Annotated in this window: 15 protein-coding genes; 3 read left to right on the top strand and 12 right to left on the bottom strand. The window is 43.0% G+C overall.

Features of this window, described 5'->3' with window-relative positions; translation table 11 throughout:
* Window positions 1-48 precede the first annotated feature (48 nt).
* Together rfbD and rfbC are read right to left on the bottom strand one after the other, a co-directional pair.
* Window positions 49-921, bottom strand: a complete 873-nt coding sequence (gene rfbD, locus QUA04_RS10570) for a dTDP-4-dehydrorhamnose reductase (protein ID WP_333256439.1) — start codon at window positions 919-921, stop codon at window positions 49-51.
* A 2-nt stretch (window positions 922-923) separates the two neighbouring features.
* Window positions 924-1,469 (bottom strand): dTDP-4-dehydrorhamnose 3,5-epimerase, encoded by a 546-nt coding sequence (rfbC, locus tag QUA04_RS10565; protein ID WP_333256436.1) that lies wholly within the window; start codon window positions 1,467-1,469, stop codon window positions 924-926.
* Window positions 1,470-1,519: 50 nt separating this feature from the next.
* Between rfbC and QUA04_RS10560 the strand changes: the two genes are divergently transcribed.
* Window positions 1,520-2,209 (top strand): class I SAM-dependent methyltransferase, encoded by a 690-nt coding sequence (locus QUA04_RS10560; protein ID WP_333256434.1) that lies wholly within the window; start codon window positions 1,520-1,522, stop codon window positions 2,207-2,209.
* Window positions 2,210-2,293: 84 nt separating this feature from the next.
* On the opposite strand, the gene QUA04_RS10555 is transcribed toward QUA04_RS10560, so the two are convergent.
* The 7 genes from QUA04_RS10555 to QUA04_RS10525 form a co-directional block, all read right to left on the bottom strand.
* Complete coding sequence (locus QUA04_RS10555; RefSeq protein WP_333256431.1) at window positions 2,294-3,358, bottom strand: NAD-dependent epimerase/dehydratase family protein; 1,065 nt, start codon at window positions 3,356-3,358, stop codon at window positions 2,294-2,296.
* Window positions 3,351-4,112: a glycosyltransferase family 2 protein gene (locus tag QUA04_RS10550; protein ID WP_333256428.1), complete on the bottom strand. Its 762-nt coding sequence runs from the start codon at window positions 4,110-4,112 to the stop codon at window positions 3,351-3,353. The genes QUA04_RS10555 and QUA04_RS10550 overlap by 8 nt, the downstream gene beginning before the upstream one ends.
* Before the next feature lie 3 nt (window positions 4,113-4,115).
* Window positions 4,116-5,933, bottom strand: coding sequence for a hypothetical protein (locus QUA04_RS10545; protein WP_333256426.1), 1,818 nt, complete (start codon window positions 5,931-5,933; stop codon window positions 4,116-4,118).
* A gap of 226 nt (window positions 5,934-6,159) precedes the next feature.
* A complete protein-coding gene (locus tag QUA04_RS10540) occupies window positions 6,160-8,166 on the bottom strand; it encodes a chromosome partitioning protein ParA (RefSeq protein WP_445242312.1) in 2,007 nt (668 codons plus the stop codon).
* A 52-nt stretch (window positions 8,167-8,218) separates the two neighbouring features.
* Entirely contained in the window at window positions 8,219-11,230 is a 3,012-nt protein-coding gene (locus QUA04_RS10535) for a peptidase domain-containing ABC transporter (protein ID WP_333256421.1), read from the bottom strand.
* A gap of 132 nt (window positions 11,231-11,362) precedes the next feature.
* Entirely contained in the window at window positions 11,363-12,112 is a 750-nt protein-coding gene (locus QUA04_RS10530) for a peptidylprolyl isomerase (protein ID WP_333256418.1), read from the bottom strand.
* Between the two features lie 295 nt (window positions 12,113-12,407).
* Window positions 12,408-16,256 (bottom strand): glycosyltransferase, encoded by a 3,849-nt coding sequence (locus QUA04_RS10525; RefSeq protein WP_333256415.1) that lies wholly within the window; start codon window positions 16,254-16,256, stop codon window positions 12,408-12,410.
* Between the two features lie 369 nt (window positions 16,257-16,625).
* Here QUA04_RS10525 and QUA04_RS10520 point away from each other — a divergent pair, with 369 nt between their 5' ends.
* Window positions 16,626-18,299: a methyltransferase domain-containing protein gene (locus tag QUA04_RS10520; protein WP_333256412.1), complete on the top strand. Its 1,674-nt coding sequence runs from the start codon at window positions 16,626-16,628 to the stop codon at window positions 18,297-18,299.
* A 75-nt stretch (window positions 18,300-18,374) separates the two neighbouring features.
* On the top strand, window positions 18,375-19,244 hold the full coding sequence (locus tag QUA04_RS10515) for a calcium-binding protein (RefSeq protein ID WP_333256409.1): 870 nt from the start codon (window positions 18,375-18,377) through the stop codon (window positions 19,242-19,244).
* Window positions 19,245-19,417: 173 nt separating this feature from the next.
* Here QUA04_RS10515 and QUA04_RS10510 read toward each other — a convergent pair whose 3' ends face one another.
* The 3 genes from QUA04_RS10510 to QUA04_RS10500 are packed head-to-tail and all read right to left on the bottom strand — an operon-like array spanning window position 19,418 to window position 25,083.
* The gene (locus tag QUA04_RS10510) at window positions 19,418-21,718 is read right to left on the bottom strand and encodes a dynamin family protein (RefSeq protein ID WP_333256407.1); all 2,301 of its coding nucleotides are present in this window, start codon (window positions 21,716-21,718) and stop codon (window positions 19,418-19,420) included.
* Between the two features lie 11 nt (window positions 21,719-21,729).
* Window positions 21,730-22,590 carry a hypothetical protein gene (locus QUA04_RS10505; protein ID WP_333256404.1) on the bottom strand — a complete coding sequence of 287 codons (861 nt, stop codon included), beginning with the start codon at window positions 22,588-22,590 and terminating at the stop codon, window positions 21,730-21,732.
* 60 nt (window positions 22,591-22,650) lie between these two features.
* Window positions 22,651-25,083 (bottom strand): dynamin family protein, encoded by a 2,433-nt coding sequence (locus tag QUA04_RS10500; RefSeq protein WP_333256402.1) that lies wholly within the window; start codon window positions 25,081-25,083, stop codon window positions 22,651-22,653.
* Window positions 25,084-25,213: the final 130 nt, after the last annotated feature.

Genomic DNA, 25,213 nt, shown 5'->3' with positions numbered 1-25,213 from the left:
AACTCCTTAACAAAACTCGCCCTCGCGTTTTGAGTCTTCCTCAATTTTTTATTTCACTTCTCTTGCCAGCATTTGTCTGAGCCCTTGCCGCCAGTGGGGAGGATGCGTGCCTAGAAGTGCTGATATTTTTACCGTAGAGAGGACAGAAAAAGCCGGACGTTTTGCTGGTGTCGGATATTCGGAAGTGGTGATGGGAATTACGCGCTGAACTTTTAGGGGAAGGCCGAGTTTTGCTGCTTCCTCAAAAATGGCGATCGCAAAATCGTACCAACTACAAACACCACTGTTAGTGTACTGGTAAGTCCCAAAACTTTCTGGTTCAACCAGAGGAATCATTTGCGAAATAGCCTCCGCTAAATCCCCCGTCCAAGTAGGACTTCCGATCTGATCTGCTACTACTCTAATTTCTTCCCTTTCCTTTCCCAACCTCAGCATGGTTTTGACAAAATTACCTTTGCCGCCGTTGCCGTAAACCCAGGCTGTTCTAATAATAATATGTCGGTTTCCCGCTTTCTGAATTGCTTCCTCGCCTGCTAATTTGGATTTGCCGTAAGTTCCCAGCGGGTTTGTAGAATCTGTTTCTAGATAAGCAGAACCATGGCTGCCGTCAAATACATAATCAGTCGAAAAGTGAATCAAAGTTGATCCCAGTTTTTCGCATTCTTCTGCAAAAATTCCCGGGGCAATGCCGTTGACTGCGTTTGCTAATTCCGGTTCGCTTTCTGCTTTGTCTACCGCAGTGTAAGCACCCGCATTGACGACTAAATCCGGTTGAATTTCAGCCATTGCTTGACGGATGCTTTCGGGTTGGGATAAGTCGAGGCGAGTGCGATCGACCGCAATAACCTCTCCCGAAGATAATAAAATCGGCTGCAATTCTTGAGCTAGCTGTCCGCTGCCACCTGCGAGTAAAATTTTCATAATCAAAACACTTGAGCTGTTTTCAACGTTTGACCGGCTTGGTCTTTAGCTGATAAGATTGGTTGGGCACCATCTAGCGGCCAGTCGAGCGCCAAATCCGGGTCATTCCACAGGATACACCGCTCGTGTGCCGGTGCATAATAATCTGTAGTTTTGTACAAAACTTCAGCAGTCTCCGAAACCACTAAAAAACCGTGAGCAAATCCCGCCGGCACCCAAAATTGCCGTTTATTTTCAGCACTCACCAAACACCCCACCCACTTTCCGAAAGTGGGCGAACTTTGTCTAATATCCACCGCTACATCAAATATTTCGCCAGCAACTACCCGTAGCAATTTGCCTTGAGGCTGCTGCACTTGGTAGTGCAAACCGCGCAACACATTTTTAGAAGATTTGGAATGATTGTCTTGAACAAATTCTGCCGTTACGCCTGTTTTTTCGACAAAAGCTTTGTGATTGAAACTCTCAAAAAAGAAACCGCGATCGTCTCCGAAAATTTTCGGCTCAATGATCAGAACTTCCGGTATTTCAGTAGATATAACATTCATAGTTGGCTGTATCGCGTGATAAACTCATACTCTGTCTCTGCTATTTTACTATGAAAACTGACACATATCTCAAAAAGTTGTATGCCAACCGCTTTGATTCCCGACAAATGCAAGCGAAGGTGGCACTCTGGAAAGTTTTAATTGAAGATTTTTTACAAAATTATGTTCCTCCAGAATCAGCCGTTTTAGATATTGGCGGCGGTTACTGCGAGTTTATCAATCAAATTGTGGCTGAGAACAAATGTTTGATTGACCTCAATCCCGATTCAAAGTTATTTGCAAATTTTGATGTAAAAGTGTTGAACATTGATGTTTTACAATTGGGCGACAGACCAGCTTTTAACGAAGAATTTGATCGGATATTTATCTCTAACTTTTTTGAACATCTCCGCAATAAAGAAGAACTAACCCAAATTATCTCATTTTGCTTTGAGGCCCTTAAGCCAGGGGGTTCTCTCTTAGTTGTCCAACCAAATTTCAAATATTCTTTCAAAGAGTATTACGACTTTATCGATCATCAATTACCAATTACCCACTTATCGCTGCAAGAACTGTTACAAACCGTCGGCTTTGAAATCGACCTAATTATACCGAGATTTTTACCATTTTCGACTAAAGGCAGACCTGCCTCGCCTTTGCTGTTAAAAGTTTACTTAAAATTGCCTTTTTTGTGGCAATTTTTGGGAGGCCAAATGTTTGTTAAAGCATCGAAACAAAACCAGAGAGGTAGAGACTCATGACACGCATTTCCAGTCAGATGCAGGCAGAGCGATACATCTGCGTTGATCCGCGTTGATCCGCCTGCATCTGCGGTTAAAAAATCCCTACAAAATCGAACTTAAAACCACCTCATTAGCAGCAATCCAATCATAAATATCCTGCAAAGCTGCTTCCGGCCAAATAACAGGCTGCCACCCGGTTTTCTCCATCACCCTAGAAGAATCAGTAATAAAAATCGGAATATCCCCCGCGCGTTCCTCCAAAACAGGATGAATCGGAATCGATTTACCCGTAATCTTTTGGCACAAATCAGTTGTCTCAACCAAAGAAAGACTGTTGCTCAAACCGCCGCCCACATTAAAAACTTCGCCATCAAATTCAGGAAAATTTTCTAACTGATAATTAACTAACCTCAACAAATCTTCAACGTGCAGCAAATCCCTAACTTGCTTCCCGCTGCCGCCAAAACCGATATAACTCAGCGACTTTTGAAAATAGTGAGCCGCCACCCACAAACCGCAAACTCCCTGATCTACTTTACCCATTTGCCAAGCCCCGGTAATTAACCCGCAACGGTTAATAATTGCCGCCACATTGTATGCTTCCCTGTACTCCTCAATCAGCAATTCTGAAGCTAATTTAGTTGCTCCGTAAAGCGAACGGTGTCCTTTTAAAGGGAAGTCTTCTGATATGCCCAACTCGGATATACCGGGTAAAGTTTGCTCGGGGGCAATCGCAAATCTATTCGGCAACTCTAACAGCTTAACAGACTTGACACTGGCGATCGGATAAACCCGGCTCGTAGACAAAAACAGCAAACTCGCACCCGTTTGTCTCGCCAACTCCAAAACATTCACAGTGCCCAGTAAATTCGTTTGCAAAACGTACTGTGGCGAACTAAAACCAGCCAGCACAGAAGGCTCCGCAGCACAATCTATAATGCAGTCAGCATTGAGTGCAACTGGATCTAAATCTGCCGCTGTGCGAATATCCCCGTAAACAAACTGAATACCGCAACTTTTAAGCCGAGGCAGATTCAATTCCGAGCCCCGGCGACGCAGGTTATCTAAACAAATTATTTGCCATTCCGGGTGCAGTTTCTTCAGGCCAATTGCCAAACAACTGCCAATGAAACCCGCACCGCCCACAATTAAAATTCTCTCAGGCATTCACTTTTAATTTTGCTATCTTTCTAGTCCGGTGGTAGTCGCCGCGAGAGAGATGTTTTTCGAGCCAGACATACAAGACAATAAACAAATACCGACTCCCCATCTCTTTTATTTTCAGTTTAGAAATGCCGGCAGTCCGATTGTACCATCTCAGAGGAATCACCGTATAGGAAAAACCCCGGACAATTGCTTTTAAAGGCAGTTCCACTGTCAAATTAAAATGATGGCTCAAAATCGGCTGCACGCCTTCAATCACTTCTCTGCGGTAAATTTTAAAAGCATTGGTGACATCGCTGTACCGCAAGCCGAAAATACTTTTGACAAACCAGTTTGCTAAGCGGTTAATTGCTAACTTGTGAATTGGATAATCAACTATAAAGCCACCTTTGATAAAGCGGGAACCGAAAACGCAATCATATCCTTCTTGCAACTTGTGGTATCCTGCTACCAAATCTATGGGATCGTCGGAAGCATCCGCCATCACAATTGCCGCAGCATCTCCGTCAAATTCCGCCAATCCCCGGCGCACAGCAAATCCGAAACCATTCGGGGGTTGATTGTTGATGTATCTAACTGTGGGAAAAGTCTCTGACAACTCCTGGCAAATATCAATTGTTCGATCGACACTGTTGTCATTGACAATCAAAATTTCGTGCGGAATGCCTTCTAAATCGAGCGTTTGGGCGATCGCCCGCACAGTACCGTACAAGCAGCCCTCCTCATTGTGGGCTGGTATAATCACAGAAATTTTCACTCCTCATCCTCCGCGCAACTCGACAAACTGGTTGTCAACAGGATTATACACCCAAGCTTTAATTTCCGTTTGGGCGATCGGCAAATTATTATCCGACAAATCAACAGCCCACCTTGCATTATTGTATAACTCAGATTTGAAACTCTTAGCGATGTCGGGACTGTCCAAATTTACATAAGCGTTAGCAAAAAAAGATTTTTTGTCGCCCACAGATAGCAGTACAATGTTCGGCTGTGGCAATTTTTCTGGCAAAACCGCCCAACCGGCAGCCTTGACAGCAGCATTTTTCTTGACAGTCACCGATTTCTCGCTGGTTTGAGGTTTGTCTAAATAGCCGTAAACTTTCTCGGTATTAGAAATAAACTCTACATTTTTCGCGAACTTGATCCAACCTATTTTATCGATAATTGCAGCGCCTTCTCTCACCAGCCACGTTTTTTTGCTCAGCACCCTCAAACAGCTTTCGGGCGAATTATCAAAAAAATATGAGGGTTCCAGATAGTTAATTAACTGCAAACAATCTTGAGCGCCTTGTTTGTAAAGAAGTGCTGATCGAGATTGGGCGATCGCCTGTTGAGAGTTAAGAATAATTGTAGCAATTAACAGCCCTGCAACTACCCGATAAATTAATTTATAATTATGTTTTAACGTTGCTTTTTTTTCTTGATAATTACCTCTGACAAACAATTGTCCTAGCTGAACCACAGCAATTAATAGCAAAATCGAATTAGTCGTATATCTCGACGATTCTAGCGCGTGAATTGCCCCAAATTCTGCCCTCCCAGCCGTAATAAACAGAGCGGATAAAACCGAAAAAATACCTATTGACAGCCAAGGTAAAGCCTCATAGTTCTCAGAAATATCATTCCTATCTGTCATTGGGAGGGACGGAGCAATCCCCGGGACGTGAAATTGCTTTTCTGAGTGAGCGCTGACACATGAAGCTCTCGAACTTGATACAATCTTTTTTCCAAAATGAACTACAAAAAATACAAAACTTGCAAATATTACCACTCCTACAAATGCCGAAATTCCAGGCGATCGCACAATTGGCGAACCCAGCAAACTTAAAAAGTAATCAATAACTACAAGGGGCTTATTCAACAATGAAATAATACTTGCTTTCCGGCTAGGATGATAATCTATTGAGTAAACAGCACAAGTTGCCACAAACAGCAGCATCCATGCGATCGCTCTTTTTCGGTTCTGCGCTGTATTTCCCTCCAAAGCCACCACAGCCGGCATCGCAGCCAACCAAGACAGCAAGCCTTGAGCGAGCGAAAAACTCGCAACAAAGCAGAATACAGCAGCAATAGAGATTCTAATATTAGGCACTAATTTATGAGGTGAAACCAGCGCATAAACCGCAGTTACAAAACACAAATTTACGAAAAACCAAGCTAATTGAAATCCCCAAAGCCAGTTTTCGTGCTGAACTAGAGAGAAAACCAAAATACAAGTTAAAATATTAGCTAAATGCCACAAATCATCCGCGACATTCTTAACTTGCATTGAGGATAACTTGTACATAGCGATAAAAGTTATCGCAGCCAAACCTATGCTGAGACACAACTGATAATTAATATTCCATCGGGAAGCAAAAGCCAGCACCGCAATAATTATTTTAGGGAAAAGTATGCGGTGGTTGCTGTGCAAAGCCCAAAAATCGTTAAAAGTTACATTTCCCGCAGCTATTTTTTCAAAAAGGCTAGCTAACCTCCACTCGTCATCAACGGGAACGTTAACGCTAAAATTCGCTACAAATCCGATTAACAGGACAACAGGAATTAGGTATAAAGTAAATAAGATAATTTTTTTCATGAAAGTGCGATCGCACTGATTGCCATCACCATTTTATATCAAACCCGGTTAAATAATTTTTATCAAGTGTGTAGTGAAGACTTTACTCCTCATAGTTTGGACCGATCGCGACTTGCATTCCTTACTACAAACAAGTTTAAAAACATAACACCTAGAAACCCGGTTTCTTGAAGAAACCGGGTTTCCGAACAGCCTAAAAGTCTCGCGTTCCATTCGGTTAACCGAATTACTTAACAGTCTTGAATGTATCTAATTTGCCAGTAAATCGGTTGATAAACATCTGCAAAACAGTCCGCTTGCCGATATTAATATTAGAACTCACGGACATTCCCGACTGCAAACCAACCTCCACTTCATTTGCCTTGCCCTTGTTCAAAACAAACTTCTGATTCTTGAGCTTAATTTTGGTTTTGAAAGCGTAGTATTTCCGGAGTTCAGTAGGAGGCTCAGCATCGCTGCTAATCTCTTTCACTTCACCCTCAGCAGTACCAAACTCCATAGCCGGAAAAGCTTCAACATTCACTTCCACAGGAACGCATTGGTATTTGGTCAAACCCAGTTTCTCTCTGTTAACTTCCTTCTCTGGACAAACGCAACTTTTACCTTTTTCGCAGTCAACCTTTTCTCCGTCTAATTGTTTGCCGTGATACGGCTCCAATTTTTCCCGCTTCTGTCTCAAAGCATCCAATACCAGAGCCACATTGCTGTTCTCCAGGTAAACAACTGCTTCCAGACCGTTTTCGTCATCCAAAACCTTGAGTAGCTTTTCAGTTTGCTGCGCTTCGTAATAAGCTTCTTCGCAGCGTGCTGGGCGCGGTTCGCCCGGTTTCACCACCGAATTAATAATGGATTGGCATATCGGATCTTTCGCTATATCCAGCTTAGCGTTCTCCTTCTTAGAAGGTTTCAAATCGAAGATAACACCGGATACCGGAGCTTTCAGAACTTGAGTGTCGCGGTTTTGTTGAGCCTTTTCTAGCTGAGCGTTCACCTCGGACAGCTTTTTTAGGTTTTCCACTTTGAAGCGACTTAGCTGAGAATCGCTGCTGGCAATTTGTTTCTGGTTTTCAGCAATTTTGGTATAAAGTTCTTTCGCCCAGGAATCCTTGGTGTTTTTCAATTGTTCTTCGGCGCGGGCGATGGACTCCTGAATGCGCGCTTGCTCTCCTTGCTGGCGCTGTATTTCAGCACTAATTTTTTGGATATCACCTTGACGCGCGTTAATTTCGCCTCGGCGCGTATTGATTTCACCGAGGCGCGTGTTAATTTCGCCTTTGCGAGAGTTGATTTCACCTTCGCGCTGCTTGATTTGATCTTGCTGTTTGAGAACGTCGCTTTGCCCTCTGAAAACATCTTGTTCCTGTTTTTCTTTTTGCAGTTCAGCGATGGCTCCTTCCTCTACCAGGGGGGCGAGTCTGCCTAGAATGTTTTGATTCGACTTCAATACTTGTTGGGATTTCGTTAACTGTTCTTGGGCCAAATCTTTCTGAGCCAGGGCTGATTTTACTTGCTCTTGCGAAGAAGCTAACTGCTGCTGAGCATAATTTAATTGGTTCTGGGCAAAACCCAATTGTTGCTGTGCCACTGTCATTTGATCGCCGGCGGCTTTCTCAGCATCCTGAGCTTGCTTCAGTTGTTTTTCCAACTCCTGAACTTGGCCTTGAGCAGCAGCGACGCGAGACAGAAACTCCGATCGATAATTAACATAAAGTCCTTGCTGAGCAGCATCAAAATTTCCGCTAGCTCCCCGATTTAGGTACAGTTCGTCAATCAAAGCTTGCAGCACTTGATTTTGTGCCGTGAGGCTCTGTCTGTCCTTGATTGTTGATTCTAGGTTAGAAGGAACAGCGCCTTGAATTTTGCCGTTGACAACATCTTCGTAAAATTTATTTTCCTTTTCCAGAGCTTCTTTAGTTTTCTGTATCGATGTTAAATCGGCACTGGGTGCAAGGGGGTTGAAAGTGAGCAGAGGCTGGTTTTTTTCCACACGATCGCCATTTTCAACGTGAAGTCTCACCACAGCGCCCGTAGCAGGTGCTTGGATGTCTCTAGCACCATCTTTTAGCTCTAATTGGCCCACAGCGGGGACAGCTTGCTCTACGCTAGCAAAATAAGCCCAAACTACAGCAGAAGTGGTCATCAGCATGATCATCCACAAAAACAAGTGCGACCAAATCGCTGGTTTTTCGAGAATGACTGGTTGCTCAGAAAGTATTACCGATTTCATTGCCATTTGTTAGTTGTCAGTTGTTAAGCGTTAGCGATCAGTTGTGAGTTTTTAGATATCAGGTATTCGATGACTCTTGTTGTTGGAAGAGGCAGTAGTAACGCCCTTTAAGAGCCATTAATTCTTTATGAGTTCCCCGCTCGACTACAGAACCTTGATCCATCATAATAATTATGTCGGCGTTTTGGATTGTCGTCAGGCGGTGAGTAATGAAAAACACCGTGCGGCCGGCGAAAGCTTCTGCTAAGTTATTGCAAACTTGGCGTTCTGAATGGTAGTCGAGGGCGCTTGTAGCTTCGTCTAAAATCAGCAGTTTCGGGTTTTGTAAAATCGTGCGGGCGATCGCCAAACGCTGTCTTTGACCCCCAGAAAGCGAGGCCCCCCGCTCTCCGACTATCGTATTGTAGCCAGCAGGCAAGCCCATAATAAAATCGTGAGCTACCGCTAATTTCGCAGCTCGCACAATCTCATCCGTACTCGCATCGGGATTGCTCAGAGCAATATTTTCCTGTACTGAGCAGTTAAACAGCAAAGTATCTTGCAATACCACCCCAAGTTGGCTGCGAAGCGAGTACAGTTCCACCTTAGAAATGTCGTACCCGTCAATAAAAATCCGGCCCGACAGCGGCGGATAAAGACGCTGCAACAGCTTCATCGCCGTACTTTTACCGGAACCGCTTCCCCCCACAATTCCCACAAAACTGCCAGCGGGAAATTCCAAATTCACATTCGCCAGTTGCAGTGGGCCGCTTTCGAGGAATCGGAAGGAAACCTCCTCATAGGTAACCTGCCCTTGAATTGCCGGCAGCGGGATATTGCTCCGGTCTTCATCGCTGGTTTCCGTCGGCTTATCGACGATATCCTTGAGCATATCGATCGACATCGAGACTTCTTGGAAACTCTGCCACACGCTCACAAAACGCAGCAGCGAACCAGTCACGTTCCCGGAAATAATTCGGAAAGCAATCAACTGACCCAAAGTAATCTGATTTCCCAGTACCAAATAAGCTCCCACCCACAACTGAGCTAAGTTACCCACCTGGTTTAAAAAGCTGCTAACCGTACCGGCCGTAGTTCCCGTGATAATTGTTTTAAAACTGGCTGTAATGTATTTTGCGTAGCGGCTCGACCACTCCCAACGGGATTTCAATTCAATATTTTGAGCCTTAACAGTTTGAATCCCGCTGACTACTTCCACTAGATAAGATTGAGAGTCAGCAAAACGCATATTTCTCTGTTTGATCAGGCGCAGCACCAGCGGATTGATTAGAACAATCATCAGCCCCAGTATCGGTACCACTGCCAAAGATACAAACGTTAGCTGCACGCTGTAAGAGAGCATAACGGCGACGTAAACCACCGAAAATACCGCATCAAGAACCACTGTCAGAGCTGTACTCGTCATAAATTCCCGAATCTGGCCCATCATGCTGAATTTGTAAACCAGATCTCCCACCCGCCGATTATCAAAGTAATTCTGGGGCAGCCGGAGTAAGTGGTCGATGACTTCTGCACTTAATTTGACATCGATGCGGTTTGAGGTATCTATAAACAAAAAGGTACGCAAACCGTTGAGCAGTCCTTCAAACAGAGCAACACCTAACAGAAATGCCCCCAAAATATCCAAGGTGTCAATGCTGCGCTGACCTAATACTTTATCAATAATTACTTGGCTGATTAATGGGTTTGCCAGACCAAATAACTGTACAAAAAACGAAGCGAGCAACACCTCAAAAAACACTGTCTTGTGTTCCATCAGCGCCGGCACAAACCACCAGAAGCTGAACTGCTCTTTTTGTTCAACTTGCGGAGCTTGCAGCAGCAGGACTTCTCCTGATTCTCCCCAGGTTTCTCTAAACTGAGGTATCCGCTTCCGCATCAACCCTTTTTCGGCTGTCGCCATCACCAATTCTTGCTCGGTAATGCTGTAAATAATGGCAAAGCTGTCTTCCCATTTAATCATTACCGGGGCTTTGATTCGGTTGATGGCTTCTGCTGGCACTTGCGCCAATTGGGGCGTGAGGCCAATGCTTTGGGCGATCGCACCGCAGGCTTGGATGCTGATGGAACCGGCGGTTTTTAACTGATTTTCTAGAACTTTGCGGATGATATCTCGACGAAATTTGAGGCCGAAATACTTGCTCAACATTTGGAAGCAAGCTAGCGGGGCGTCAATCTGCCCTTTGGCGCGGAAAACTGGGTATCTCGCCGCATCCTTTGGTTGGTCGGTTGTGGGTTCTGGGGGACGGTCTGGGCCGGGTATAACCTCGATGAATGTTCCGTCGCCGGGCGCCTTCTGCACCAAGCCTGCTGGATCGGTCGTGCCATCGAATGAGTCTGTTTCGGGTTGGGGTTCTGGGGGTTCCCGGAAGCCGACCAAGCGGGCGCCGAGGCGGCCTTCTACTTTTAAGGATTTGGCGGCGTTTTCCACAGAGAAGCGGCTGCCGGTGGGAAAGTCGCCCAAGACGCCGCTGCTGACGAGCCAAACTCGATCGGCATCTAGCTCTTTGGCGATGTCTTGAGTTTTTTTGTTGCCGTTTGGCACGTTGACAACTGTCGCATCTTGCCAAGCTTGCAGGGTGAGTTCCTTGAGATTGGAAGTGCCGTCCGCTTGGCGCTGCAACTCCAGGCTCAACAGTTCAAATACTTCGCTCAAGGAACAGTGTTCGCGAAAGGCTTCTCCAAATGTCGGCTGTTTTTCCAGTACGCTCAGGAAATCTTCGGCAGGTAGGACGATCGCGATCACATCTGTAGAAGCGATCGCCGTTTCGCAGGGAACTCCCCTGAGCAAGCCAGCCCAGCCGAGAATTTCCTTCGACTGCACCAAGCGTAAACTTACGTGGCGCTGCGAGCGCTGGTCAAAGCCCAGCAGCCGGGCCTGGCCTTGATAGATAATTGCCACCTGAGTCGGCATTTTTTCCCGTTCAAACAGGGGTTGCCCCGTCCGGTAGCCAAGGAGTTGGCATTTAGCCACCAAGGCTGTCAGAGCCGTCTCTGACAGTCGGTCAAAGGGAGGTGTTTGAGCTAGGAAATCCTGAATTTGGGAGAGGGAAACAGCGGAAGAAGTCATCCAATTTTAGATTTTAGATTTTAGATTTTAGATTGAATCCACAGATGAATCCAGGGGGTTTTTGTCAGGATGCTACGCTTTTTCAAGTCTCCACGGATAAATCCGGGGGCCCCTGACCAAATTGCTTGATTGTCATGATATTGAAGACACCGAGGAGAGGGGCTGTAGCGGGCCTATTTGCGATATCTGTTCGGCGAGCCAGCTTTCAAAGAGTTCGTTAATCAAGTGCAGCCGCATCGATTCATCGAGCTGGGCCGGCATGAACTTTTCTAGCCGAATAATTACCATCCATTCTGCCAGAGGACGCGGCGTCCAGAGTTGATTTGGCTGGCTGACGGACAAAAGTTTGCTGATTGCCGGGTGGGGCTGCGAGAGGGGTACTGGGCCCAACAAGCCACCTGACTTGGACTCGGGCCCTTCGGAATAGTCGCGGGCCACTTCAGCAAAGGTTTGTTCCCCTTCGAGGATGCGAAAGTAAAGTTCGTTTGCCAGTGCTGGATTTTTGGTGCGTACCAGGGAATAGACTACGTGGTCTAGGCTGGCTTTGCGGGTTAAAAAATAATTATCTACTTTAGGTCTCCAAGTGGCTTGCTTAAATTTTTCGATCAGCAAGGGCCTGACGGCCATCTCTTGAAGTTCTTCTTCCGTCATATTTTGGCCGCGCAGCCAAGCTTCTTTGGCTTCCGGGGCTGTCAGTTGGTGTTGTGCCAGAAAGTTCTCGACGGCGGATTGGCGTTCTTCGTCGCTGCAACTAAAGGATGCGATCGCTTGGTCTATTATTACACCGCGCAAGAATTGCGGCATCAACTGGTACCGCTTCAGGAGCGATGGCATATCCTGAGCTTGCAGTAATTTATCGCCTATTTGAAAAAGTCCTGTCATTTTTTTATCTCCAACTGACTTGCGCTTCCCCTTTTAATTTAGCTGTGGCAGGAAAAGAGCGACAACCACTAACCCCTCGATTCCCCGATGATAGCAGACCGTCAGGGGGCTAGCGCTATTGCTGTCTATTTCTTGACGCTCTGCCTAGCGAGGGGTTCCCCGCGGGTCTCATAATGGTAGCGGGATGCGAGAGTGGGAGAGTGGGAAAATCTTTACTTCTGCCATCTTCCTTCTTCCCTCAACATCCATCCGTTAAATCCCGTACACTGCTTAGTTGCTGAACTTCCTTCTTCCTTCACTCTCGGAATAGTCTTTCAAAGAGTGTTTCGAGTTGGGTCGAGCAAGCGCGACTGTCGAGATATTTGGGGTTTGCCGCCATTTTTTGCTGGGTTCGCTCGCGGTAGTGCTGGCGCAGTTCTGGGTTGGTTCCCAGAGCTATGCTGATCTCTAAATAAGAGTTCTCGCTATTTGCTACCAGTTCCGGAATTAGCAGTTCTTCGATCACGGCTGCTGATTGTCGCGATCGAGTTGTTTGCCCTTTTCTTACCACTACAGGCAACCCTGCCAACAGCGGTTCTGCTAAGGAGCAGGCACTGCTGTATGGATAGGAGTCTAAATATATATCAGCCAATTCCAGACATTTTATGCAATCTGCGCGAGATGGCAGCGCTTTAATCACAACTAAGCGCTTTTTGTCAATCCCAAATTCGGCAAAAAGCGATCGAATTTGGTTGTAAAAAGGCACTGTCGGATAGTTTTCATTGCCGGAACTAAAGGGATACAAAACTAAAATAGAATTTGGTACCGCCGCAATAATTTTTGCCCAAGTTTCTCTCAATTCTGGGATAATTGTAAAAGCTTGAGCGCCGGACATGAACACTACAGATTGCTCGGTGGCTCCCCAACTGCTACGAGTCGGTTCAACTCGGGCAGGTGCTGATCCTACACTATAGCTTAAACAAACTCCCGAGCCTTTTAAAGTAATTAATTTTTCGCGATACTCTGCTGCTGCACCTGCGGGCAATGTCAAATCTCCAGCCATGAAATAATCGATATTTCGGGCGCCCGTGGTTGCGGGGGTTAATGCACCGCTAGCTATTTGCACTCGGGCTAGTCGGTGCAGGCACAGCAGCGCGCTTGGTTGCGAAGTGTCGATAGTATTGGTGCAGATTAGCAGAATATCTAAATCGTGCGATCGCATTTCTCGGACTTGATTGGGCAAATCTTCTGACAGTTGCACCAGTTTGTCGGCGCAATTTTCGCAATATTTCCCCAGTCGCTCGTCTTGTACCTGGAAATAGTACACGATAATTTCAAATTTGCTTCTGTCTAAATATTCAAAACTAGGAATTGCTGCACGAGTCTCGGATTCATCACTAATTTTACCAAGCAAAAAGCCCACTCGGATTTTAGTTTTTTCAGGTTCTCTCTGAGGAAAATTCCATTCTATTTGACAGCCGATATTTTTCAAATAAAATTCCAGAATATCAGCTCGCTGAATCAATATATTGAGCAGATTGACCTCGCTCAAATACAAAGCTTGGAAGCTAACATTTTTCGCAATAAAAACAGCCAAATAACGCCAAACTTCTGAATCGGGAAAACTGGCGATATTAGCAGCGACGTACTTGATTAACTGCTGGAAATATTCAGAGTACCTTTCTACTTCCCAGTTGTGTTTAAAATAACCGGGAGACTGAAATATAAATTTCAAAAAGTCGTCAAAAAACCACTGGGGAATCGCTGCATTGTTATACTCAATTGGCAACTGATAAGCGTCGCGGTACAGCATCGCTGCGAGGAGATATTGCATCTTCTCGGCAATTTCCCCTCCTTCTGCAAGTTTCGAGGATAACTGCTGGACAAAACGTTGTTCTTTCTCAGTTAAAGTTTCATTTTTGAGGGCGCTACCTAATAGCAATTTATGAGCTTTACCCATGTCTTTCGAGTAAGCATTTTCTAAATTTTTTCCTGGCAAATTCAGCCAATATTCAGCTAGCTGTTGGCGGTATGGGCGCAGCGCGAGAAGAGGCTGTTTTGAGGGTAATTTATTGTATTGCTCAAGCAGTGCTGACAATTCCGATAAACTCGGCTGGGTTCTCAATGCCAGCTTTTGGCGGATGGTCTGTTTGATTTGTTGCTCCAAGAAACTGTAATCTGGACTATTTAGTAGTTTTTTGTAAAATCTTACTACATCCTTATGATTTTCCCCAGCAGCGAAGTTTTTCCAAGTTTGTTGTTCGGGATGAATCCGCAGGGAAGACAGTTTTTCATCTACAAATCCGATATGATAGTTCCCCATGATCCGCCACCACATATCTAAGTCTACATACTGAGATAATCCGGAATCAAATAATCCTATTTCTTCAAAGACTCGCGCGGCAATTAAGACGGTACTGGGTTCGCCAATTTTGTTTATGGGGTTGCTCAAGCAGTTAGTATCTGCCAGTAATTCTTTTCCGGGCTGAATAGACTTTAAATTTGACCAATTTTTATGCAAATCTTTAATTGATTGGGAAGCTCTTCGCAAAATAGGGTTAGATTCATCTTGAGCTATGGTGATGCCGCGCGGGGAGAAAACCATACCTATTTCTGGGTGTTGTTGGGCGACTGCAACCATTTTATCAATACATTCTGGTGCGAGCAAGTCGTCTTGAAAGAGAAATTTAATGTATTGACCTGTTGCTTGGGATATGCAGAAGTTCCAGTTTTGTGATAAGCCGTAGTTGCGGTGCAGTACGATGCGGAAATCGACTGAGGTTTGTGATTGGAATGATTGGGCGATCGCAATTGTGCGGTCGGTAGAGCCGTCGTCGGATATAATCAGTTCTATGTTAGCGTAGGTTTGGGCCAAAGCACTTTTGATTGCTTCCCCAATAAATGCTTCTCCGTTGTATGTCGGAATGCAGATGCTAACCTTCGGCTGTCCGTTTAGCAGTTCGGCTTTTGATTGACTTTGTTGCTTTGAGGGTGGCAAGTTAGCCCTAATTTGGCCCGACTTCGCTTTGGCTGTTCCTGACAGAGGTATGCTTTGAAAGTTATCGGTAATCTCGGCAATATATTCGAGACGTTTTCTAATTTTATTCCCTGTAACTTGCGGGTTGAGTAAAGTCTTAATTTCCTCAGCAGCTATCGCTCCAATTTGTTGAGCCTCCCGGTAATTGTTGAAGACGTACCGCATTAAATCAGCAGCGTGTTCGACATCCGCTTCGGCCCAAACATTGCCTTTTTTGTAAGGCCCACAATCTTTCTCAATAGGGATTAACTTATACTTAACTAAATAGCTGTTGCCGACATTCATAAATTCTGTATTTGATGAATAGCCGGTGGCAATTACGGGTTTGCCGTAAAACATGGCTTCAGCCATTGTTAAGCCAAATCCTTCGCAGCGGTGCAGGGATACATAACAGTCGCAATTGTACAGCAAACCGTTAAGTTTATTTTTAGACAAATACCCGTCTAGATGTTTGATATTTGCAGAATTGGCGATAGCATAATTTAATAAGTTTTTCTGCTCTAAATTTTTGTTGGAATTAGAAGATTTGATAATCAACAAGAGGCGGTTATCTTCGCCAAAAGCTTGTTTAAATGCTTGAATTGTCGCTAAAGTATTTTTGCGCTCGATGCGGCTGGAAAAGTCGAAGGCAAACAAGAAAATAAATTTATCTTTAGGTAAATTCAGTGCTTCTCTGTTAAGGGAAGGTGCGGGGAGAGCAATACTGGGCATAATTTTGATAACGGGAATTGGCGAGACTGCGGAAATTGCCTCGGCGCAATAGTTGCTGTAAGTCCATATTTCGTGAAAGTGATTAAATGCTGGCTGCCATTCTGGGGGAAATTCGGGAAGTTCCCAAGCCCAAAAGCCGATATTGTATTTGTTTTCAAAATAGCTGGAACCTGTATGTTTGATAAAGGTTGCAACTTCATCGGCGTTGACTTGAATTAAGTTTACGGGATGGGGATTGTCTTGGCTAAAATTTTGATAGGTGGTGTCTTGTTTGCGGTGGGGACTGCGGGTAAAATTGTTGATGACGAAGGGAATCTTGGCGGCTTCTGTGGCTCTGATGTTGGCTCGGACACCTTCTCCTATGCCAAATTCGCCGCTGATGTAGCCGGCGATGTTAATTCCTAGATTTGAGTTCATAGTTTATAATGTATTCAGCAAATTGTTGTGTTTATTTTTGGGGAAAAAGCCGAATTAATGGAGAGCCTCAATTGCGCTAAAGGAGGGTAGGAGTTGAGAAAAAATTATAATTTGGCTCAATATTTGCTAAGATATACCAATCCTTGGAGGATGGGTGAATAAGATTAAATGAACCGCAGAGGGCGCAGAGAACGCAGAGGAAGAGAAGAGAGGGAATAGAAAGAGTTGGCCACAGAAAATTTTGTGCTTGACAAATGTGCCGATCGCCATTGTATACTGGCATCGCAATGCTAACCTTGGGCTCGTTGTCTGTCGGCATGGGTTGCTCTATTTTATTTTACGATAAACTAATCAGGAATTTTAGAGAAAGTGATCGATCGCGTCAACCACGACCTCTTGAAGCTGCTACCGCCGGATGCTAAAGTCATTGTTGAAATTGGCTGCGGTACGGGTGCGATGGGCCAAGAGTACAAGCTGATCAATCCTCATTGTCAGTATATTGGCATTGAATGCGATCGAGAAAAAGCTAAAATTGCAGTCGATCGCCTAAACTGGGTGACGTTCGCCAATATTGAAGAAATTGCCCTCGAAAGTCTCGACATCGCCCCAGGAACCGTCGATTGTTTGGTTTTTGGTGACTTGCTACCCTACCTCAAAAATCCCTGGGAAGTGCTCCAGCAGTACAGTGGTTTGCTGAATCCAGAGGGGCAAATTCTCGCCAGAATCCCTAATGTTCAATACTGGCGGCGGATTGTCAATCTGTTGCGGGGACAGTGGGAGAATCCCGACAACAAGATGCAGCACTGGTTTACCCTAGAAAGTATTAAATCACTATTTGCTCAAGCCGGATTGCAGGTTTATGAATTTCAAGGAAAGGGACACAAAACGGAAAATTTTGTCCACTTTCAGGAATTACTGCATCCAATGGTAAAGGCTTTAGAACTCACATCGAGCAGTTTTGCTACCGAAACCGGTGCTGAATATTATATCGTGCGATCGACCAAATCGACCGTACCTGCGCGCAGACTACTGATTCAGACTATCATTATGGCTCCTACAGGGTGCGATCGCGTGCGAGTTTTGGAACCGGACAAATTTAGCGCCACAATTCCCGGTGTCCGCACCGTATCCGGCGTGAAAAAAGCAGAATTAATTCCGCCGCTGCCGGAAGAAGAAAAAGTGTTCATCTGGCAGCGGACAATCATGCAATATCCCGCCTATATTCCCCAACTAAAAGAACTGCTTCAACAAGGCTATTTAATAGTAGCAGAAATTGACGATAATCCCGTCCGCCGCCGCGAATACGCCGACAATAATTACCTCAGCTATCGCGGCTGTCACTGCGTTCAAACTTCTACCGAACCGCTAGCAAAAATTTTGCGGCATTACAATCCCAATGTGGCCGTATTTCCGAATCAATTAGCCTATCTACCTCCGCCGCGAATTTATCCGGCAGAAGATACAGTCACAATCTTTTTTGGTGCGCTCAACCGCGAACAAGATTGGCAGCCGATTATGGCAGCGCTAAATCGAGTTTTAGTTGCACACAAGCACCGAATTCGAGTTAAAGTAATCCACGATAGAAAATTTTTTGAAGCCTTAAAAATACAGCAAAAAGAATTTGAACCCTTTTGCAGTTACGAACGGTATCAAGAAATTATGTACAGTTGTGATATCGCTCTGTTACCGCTGGTTTCCAACCCGGTAAACGAAATGAAATCCGACTTAAAATTTATTGAATGTGCAGCGCGGGGAGTAGCGGTGCTGGCAAGTCCCACCGTGTACGAACATTCGATTGTAGAAGGTGAAACCGGATTGATTTATAGATATGAAAAAGAGTTTGAAACCAAACTAAATTCGCTGATTTCTGACACTTCTATGCGCCGGGGAATAGCCGCGAATGCTTACGAATGGGTGCGCGGCAACCGCTTGCTGTGCGGCCACTACCGGCAGCGGCGAGATAGGTACTTACAAATGCGGGACGAGTTGCCACGTTTAAATGCTGAGTTGCGCGATCGCCTGCCGGAGTTATTTGGTGACTAAGTGCGGTAAGATTTATAGGGTTATTGTGCGATCGTTCTGTTTTATTGTTTAATTTCTAATTGTTACTCCACACCAATGCGAATTCTATTCACTATTGCTCACTTTTACAATCCCAGCGGCGACGGGAAACACGCTTCCCAGCGAAATGATCCGCAACCACGACTAAATGCTTTAACCGCTTGCGTGACAGCGCTGCAAGCTTTGTACGGCAAATCTCAGTCTATGATTGACATTGCCGAATGTGCAACTATCCCAGCAAATCAATCTCAACAGCACGAAATTGACATTGTTGTTTGCACTACTCAAGGTTATCATCTGTTGCCTCAACTGCCAGTGCAGCCCAGATGTTTTATGCACCACGCTACAAAATGTGAACCGCTGCTGTTGGGGTTTGAGTGTCAAGCCGTTTTGCGGGCGTGTCTTAACAAATACGATTATTTCTGTTATTTGGAAGATGATTTAGTTCTGCATGATCCGTGGTTTTTTAGTAAATTAAAGTGGTTTACGCATCACGGAGGGAATGGGAATTTGCTGCAACCTAATCGCTATGAAATAGCGCCTAAAGGCGCGGTTTTTAAAGCATATGTTGATGGTGATTTAGCAGAATCAGCAACTTCTCCGTTTCAAAATGTAGAGGAGCAGCGGCAGTTAATGGGAAAAATCATGGAACAAACAATCGCTTTTGAGCGGGCGTTGAATCCTCATTCCGGGTGCTATTTTTTGAATGCGGAACAGATGGCACACTGGGCTAAGCAGTCTCATTTTTTGGATAGGGATACTAGCTTTATTGGCCCGCTGGAAAGCGCGGCGACTTTAGGAATTATGCGGACTTTTAGAGTTTACAAGTCAACTCCTGCTTATGCTAATTTTTTGGAGATTCAACATTTTGGAGCGAGTTTTCTGAACTTGATTGGTAATAAGGTGAGAGTGCCGGAACAAGGATAAAAAATATAATACGCACATACCCAACTTCTTAAATAAGTTGGGTATCTAAGATAAGTTATGTCAAATCCGTTGGCCTCGCAATTATTCATCTCTCTCTTCCCTTTCTCTGTATCCTCTGCGTCCTCTGCGGTTTAATCATTCCAATAGAACCGGAATTGATATCACTAGGGTAGCTAGGAACGACTTCTTTTTAAGGCAATAGATAATTGCCTTAATCGTTCGCTAACTTCTAAATTCGATTCTTTTGACTTCAACTTCTCAGGTATTTCAGCAAATAGAATTGAATTTCCCTGCAACCATTCATTGAGAGCAACCCCAGTCCAAGTACCTTCTTTGTCTCTAAAACTATCGACTAAACCCTTCAGTTCTTGAATACAGTATGACTCGAAACCAGAGGCACCGAAAATTGCATAGCGTAGGTATTCTTCAAACGCATTAATATCATTCTCTACCTCAAAAGCTACAGAGTCTTGTGGAGATGTCAGGCCTTTAGAAACATCTACCACTATTTGCGTTGCTACCCCAGCAATTTGTGTCGCTACTCCTGCCACTCCTAAGACTTGTTGCCGAAGGTCAGGATTAAATAGTAAATCAGATCCATATTTTACATATTTTTTCAGAATTTTAAAGGCAGCTTCTTCGCCACTATAGTAGTTATCAACAATTTCAATATCTACTCCTAAACTTTTGATGATTTTATTTCGAGTATCACTATTAACTGGGCCACGAATCAGCGCTTCAGCAACTGGACGGGCAAAGCGTAAAAATAATACGCTTAAGCTATTTTCGAGTTTTGCCAAAAAATACTCCTCTGAATTTTCAATTAGCCTAATTTTTACTTGGTTACTTTCCCATAATAAACTTGTCATGTAGTCAACTAATTTTAATGCTTCATCCTTAAGTTCTAAAGCAAGTTGATGAGCAATTGAAGATAAAAGCTTACTAATATCGCCGTACAAACTATCACGCCAAGCAAAATTGGCTTTCATGCGATCGAACTCGGGATTTGAGTTGGCCAGAAAAATCGTATCTTTCTTTTTAAATGTTTCCTCCCTAAGTTTCTTCATTTCTGCCTCAACGATTTGTAAATATCGCTCTCTAAATTTTTCTATTTGAGTGAATGAGTTAGCACTTGAACTCTCTAAGGGTTTGTTGACAACAGAATGTTCGTAATATTTTTGTAAGTCCGCTCTAATTATTTCCCATTTTTGGTTCCACCATTCCGTAAACAAAACTCGGCGATTATTTTCTTCAAATAGCTTTGCTTCTTCAGGATTTTCAGGATAGTTTTTGCTAACTGTAATATAAATCTCTTCAGAAGTGTTGATAATTTTATTGATAGAGGCTTCGCATCTTTTCTTTAAAATAGATACACGCTCAGTGTTGATATAGTTAAATATTTTGTCTTTAATTTCTGGGATGCCCGTGCCATCTTTAGTGATAGTTTCTCCATCGGTAATTCCAGTTAATCTCTTCAACTGAGCTTGAAGGTTACTGGCTTCTCCAATCTCTAGCTTAGTCTGTTCTCCCGCTAAACCATTCAAAATTAAGTAGGCTCCCGCTGAACCATATACAATGCGATCGCTGGGAAGGTTTGCACGCCTTAACCAGTCTAGAGAAGCTTCTTCTATATGTGTTTTAAGGGCCTCTGCACTGGCTAATGAATCAATGCGACTTAAAAAAACAAATAGCTTATCTGCAACAGTAACGTTTTTATCACCAAGTTCTGTAAATTTTATTATTTCTAGTTCCTTTTCTCGGAGGCTAGTAAACCGCTGTACCAATATCACAGCATCACAGTCAGACAGCATCTCTTGTGCTTCATCAACGTGCTTTGCTAAACCAGAATCTAAACCCGGAACATCATAAAAAACAATCCCTTCAGCTTGAGCAAGTTTGTTAGTATAAAGTCGAGCTTCTAAAACAGCGTGAGCATACTTTTCATCTGCTACATACTTCTTTAGCGGTTCTCTAATATCTTCTAGTCTAGTAAAGGGAAAAGTGAGATTACCTTCTCTTTTTACCTGTTGTAAAGTTATTTCGTTTATTTTTATAGTATTTAGGTCTTCTTTCGCCCCTACTTTCTCAAGTTCCTTTAGTAAATTGAGAAACTCTTCTTCAGTTCTCGCTTGTACTTCCAGCCTTTGTTCTGACTCATTTTCAACTGAATAAATTTGGGTGGTTGTAAATGTACATCTTCCTCCCTTCGCTGGAAGTAAATCGCATTCTAGCCAAGCATTAATAAATGTGCTTTTTCCGGCTTTCTCTAGCCCGACAACAGCAATGCGAAACTCTCGCTTTTTGAGTCTTTCAAGTTGGCGGCGAGTTGGTTCTGCTTCTTGTAAAAGTACCTCTTTTAATCGTGCCGGAACTTCAGCTTGGGGTAAAATAGCCAAGTTAAGCGCGTGTCGCTGCACGTTTAGAGCGTCGCTAAGACGAGCCTCATAGTAAGAAGATGCTGTTTTCCAATCCATTTTGGGGTTCCTTAAATCCGGTTAAAGTTTTCTAAACCAGATACAGATAGATATTTTAGACAATCTAATTGTGTAACCCTACCTTCTCCATTAGAAGGGAGATTTCTTTTTAAAATATATGGGACTTTCTGCCCTATCATGTTTTCTCCATCAGTAATGTTAATCCTGACATAAATTTCTCTCTGTTCACTAACAGTTGTAATATTTTCGCCTGTTAATTCTAGACGTGGCTGGATAGTATCTGCATCTTCAGGACTTGTACATAGAAAATATAAGGAATTATCTATGAGTTTTTCTATGTCAGACACATTAATTGGGCTATTGTTTGTTAAATTTCCTACCACTGATGCTGGTACAACAAGACACAAATCTACAGGTTTTGGGATTTTTGATCGTAGTGGAAGGCTATCTGATAGCTGAATTTCGCGACTATCTTCTAATTCTCGTCCTTTATTTTTTATACAAACAACTGTTCCTACCATTAGACATCCTATGAAAAAAATTTGCCATAATTGCATATCATTACCTTCCCAATTATTCCTAACCTTACGTAGATTTTTTAAAAAAATTTTCTCAGCCCGCTTAATTATATTATCATCATTTATCGCTGTTATGTTATTAGGATTCCTTATGAAAAGCTCAATAATCTCGTCGAATTTAGATAAATCATCTTCTATTGATGCGTATGCTTTAACTTGAAAACGCTGACAAACTTCTTGAGCTTGTGAGTTGTCTCCTCCAACTATTATATATATTATTGTGGACAGAACTCCCTTCTTGTGATTTTTAATTTTAGGATAAATCTCTTTCCAAATCGGTTGATACAATTTTTCTATGTTTTGAGCTACTGGATTGTTGGTTTGCGAAGTCATGCCATTATATTTTTTGAATTGAGCAATAATTTTAAATTAACAAAGCTAATTATCAATTCTTCACTTAACTTTCCAAACTTGTTCTAAGCTAGAAAACTCTTCGGCTAGGTTTTGAGCTTTTTGTTGCATAGGTTGCCAGACGTTTCTTTGTTTTTCATAATCTAGAGTAATCTCTTGGTGGGCCTTATCAAGCCTTTCTTGATAACGGTCAAGAATATCACTCTGAACTTTATCTACATTTTTTTTTAGACAATCAATTTGTTCTAGTAACCAGCTTGCAACTTGATTTACTCTTTCTGAGTCTTCCCCTTTTGCCTGCATTACCCACCCTTCAAGTAAATTGTCTACGCTTGGTATATCAGCATTATCGCTAGAACGAGTTCGATATTCGGTTTCATAAATGGTTTTCTTCCCTATCCACAATGTATACCAAGTTCTTTTTTGTCTTGGAACCTGTACTGCTTCCTCCCAATTCTCTTTTCTAATAGGAAATCCTGCTTTAAACCTAAAGTTAAATGTGAAATCACTTTCGACTTTAATCAGTTCTGATTCAGGAAATTTAATTGCTATGTTAGGTGCAATATCATTTGCTTCATTTTCAAAATAAGACAAATGGCAGCGAAACAATTCGGACACAGCCTCATGAATTCTATTTAATTCTTGAGTAGAAATCTGTTTTAATACATCCTGTATAACAATGTTAAGATGGATAGCTAGTTCATTGAGTTCCTCATTAAGTTGTTTGAGTTTATTTTTCTCAGCCTCCGTTCTTGCTTCCATTGTTTTTCCTTCTTTAGCAACGGAAGCCTTGTAGCCTAAGCCAACTAAACGGTTCAAGTTTCTTGCTAGTAAATTTACATTTAAAACATTTGCTCTTTTCAGATTCGGACTGTCTAAATCTACTATCCCAGTCTCTAAAGACTTTGCTACTGCTTCCAATACTTGGTTAATTCCTCTCTGAAACTCATTTTCCCATGAATAGACTGGATGTAATTTTACTCCTAGTTCCTTGTATGGTTTTACTCCTAGTTCCTTGTATGGTTCAACTTCTAGAAGCTCCGAAATTACGGTTCTTATATACTTCACAACATCATCTTCTGACTGTTTTCCAAGAACCTGTTTAACTTTTGTATCTAGTTTTTCAAAAGGCTGTTTTAAATTTGTATCGCTAATTTCTAAGAACTGTTTAAGTGATGCCCTAATCCTTGATATATTTTCGTATTCCTGTTTATAGCGTTCTTCCGAACTATTAAGAATAGCTGTTGTTGTTTGTGTTGCCCATTCCGTTACGGCATTTCCTGCGGATAGATTGAAGCGTTCTATAATTTGTGGGATCACTAACTGTGGAAAGTGTTGAGTAATATGTCCCCTTAAGTTCTGTTGAAATTCCTCTGCATAAGATTTTTGCCATAATGCTTCAGCAACTCGGTTTCGATCGTGTCTAGACCATTTTTGTACGTTACGTGGCAGGACTTCTAATATATCTTCATCAATTAATCCATTAAAATTGTTGTCTGCCTTTTTACAGGCTTCAGCACTATAGATATCATCATTATTGTGGATCTGAAGGGCTAGTAGAGCAGGCCATGTACTAAGTTTGACAACTTGTAACTTCTCAATATCTTCTGTATATTCTTGTAATTGTTCAGTCAATTCGTTTTTTATATCACGTATAGCTTTTTCAACAAAGCGATTTTCTGTTTCAGGCCAATTTTTGTCGGCTCTAAAAACGTCAATCCGATTCAGAGTAAAGAGCATACGTGCAGGAGAACCACCTAAATCTTTTACCTGCTGTACAACTTCTTGCAGTAAGCTTTTTACTTTATGTGCATCGGTTTCTGCACTATTGTATGTGACTATGCACAAGGCCTCTCGGCACTGTTTAATAACATCTGCGTTACCTCGATCGCCCACATACGCCAAACCAGGTAAATCAAGAATTTTTACCCTTGTTCCTTGTGGTAGTTCCAGTTTAGACTCTTTGACAAGCCTGAAAGGGTAAAATATTGTAGATTGTGGGCAAGCTAAATTCGGTTCTTTTTCTCTGTTTTCGATATAACTTATCATTACTTGGTATAAGCGCTGATAAATTTTTTCCTCTCTGATACCTCTCCATTCTCCACATTCCCACAATGCTCCTGGTGTTTCATGGATTATTAGAGACTTTTCCTTGCTATATTCGATTGTGACTGCCCCTGCGCTCATTTCACTTACGGCTACGGGGACAATTTCGGCTCCACATAACAAATTTACCAAAGTGCTTTTCCCACTACTGGTGGTTCCTGTAGTCGCAAGAGTCAGAGTTGGATTACGAAGTGCCTCAACCAGAGTGCTTAAAGCCTGGTCTAATTTACTAGAAAGTTTTTGTATCTCAGGCTGATATGTATCTGGTAAATGTTCAGAAATTTGTGTAGAAAAATTATTCCAGTATTTAGCAAGCAGTTGAGCTTGGAATTCTACTTCGTCAAAAACTTTGTATAATTGTTTACTCATGTTTTCAATACCGGTGTTGATAGTGAATATGTATTCTAGTTAACATATTTGAGTCGCCACTCATAAAGGGCTGACAGCCTCAGTGTCTATATTATGACTCAAGGGTATCATACCCTAGCTGTTAAGATAT

Source organism: Microcoleus sp. S13_C5 (assembly GCF_036700845.1).
Lineage (GTDB): Bacteria > Cyanobacteriota > Cyanobacteriia > Cyanobacteriales > Microcoleaceae > Microcoleus.
This window is presented reverse-complemented; position numbering and strand designations above follow the sequence as displayed.

Coding starts and splice junctions, on each gene's coding strand:
- rfbD (WP_333256439.1), bottom strand. CDS start 921: ATGAAAATTTTACTCGCAGGTGGCAGCGGACAGCTAGCTCAAGAATTG.
- rfbC (WP_333256436.1), bottom strand. CDS start 1,469: ATGAATGTTATATCTACTGAAATACCGGAAGTTCTGATCATTGAGCCG.
- QUA04_RS10560 (WP_333256434.1), top strand. CDS start 1,520: ATGAAAACTGACACATATCTCAAAAAGTTGTATGCCAACCGCTTTGAT.
- QUA04_RS10555 (WP_333256431.1), bottom strand. CDS start 3,358: ATGCCTGAGAGAATTTTAATTGTGGGCGGTGCGGGTTTCATTGGCAGT.
- QUA04_RS10545 (WP_333256426.1), bottom strand. CDS start 5,933: ATGAAAAAAATTATCTTATTTACTTTATACCTAATTCCTGTTGTCCTG.
- QUA04_RS10540 (WP_445242312.1), bottom strand. CDS start 8,166: ATGGCAATGAAATCGGTAATACTTTCTGAGCAACCAGTCATTCTCGAA.
- QUA04_RS10535 (WP_333256421.1), bottom strand. CDS start 11,230: ATGACTTCTTCCGCTGTTTCCCTCTCCCAAATTCAGGATTTCCTAGCT.
- QUA04_RS10530 (WP_333256418.1), bottom strand. CDS start 12,112: ATGACAGGACTTTTTCAAATAGGCGATAAATTACTGCAAGCTCAGGAT.
- QUA04_RS10525 (WP_333256415.1), bottom strand. CDS start 16,256: ATGAACTCAAATCTAGGAATTAACATCGCCGGCTACATCAGCGGCGAA.
- QUA04_RS10515 (WP_333256409.1), top strand. CDS start 18,375: ATGCGAATTCTATTCACTATTGCTCACTTTTACAATCCCAGCGGCGAC.
- QUA04_RS10510 (WP_333256407.1), bottom strand. CDS start 21,718: ATGGATTGGAAAACAGCATCTTCTTACTATGAGGCTCGTCTTAGCGAC.
- QUA04_RS10505 (WP_333256404.1), bottom strand. CDS start 22,590: ATGACTTCGCAAACCAACAATCCAGTAGCTCAAAACATAGAAAAATTG.
- QUA04_RS10500 (WP_333256402.1), bottom strand. CDS start 25,083: ATGAGTAAACAATTATACAAAGTTTTTGACGAAGTAGAATTCCAAGCT.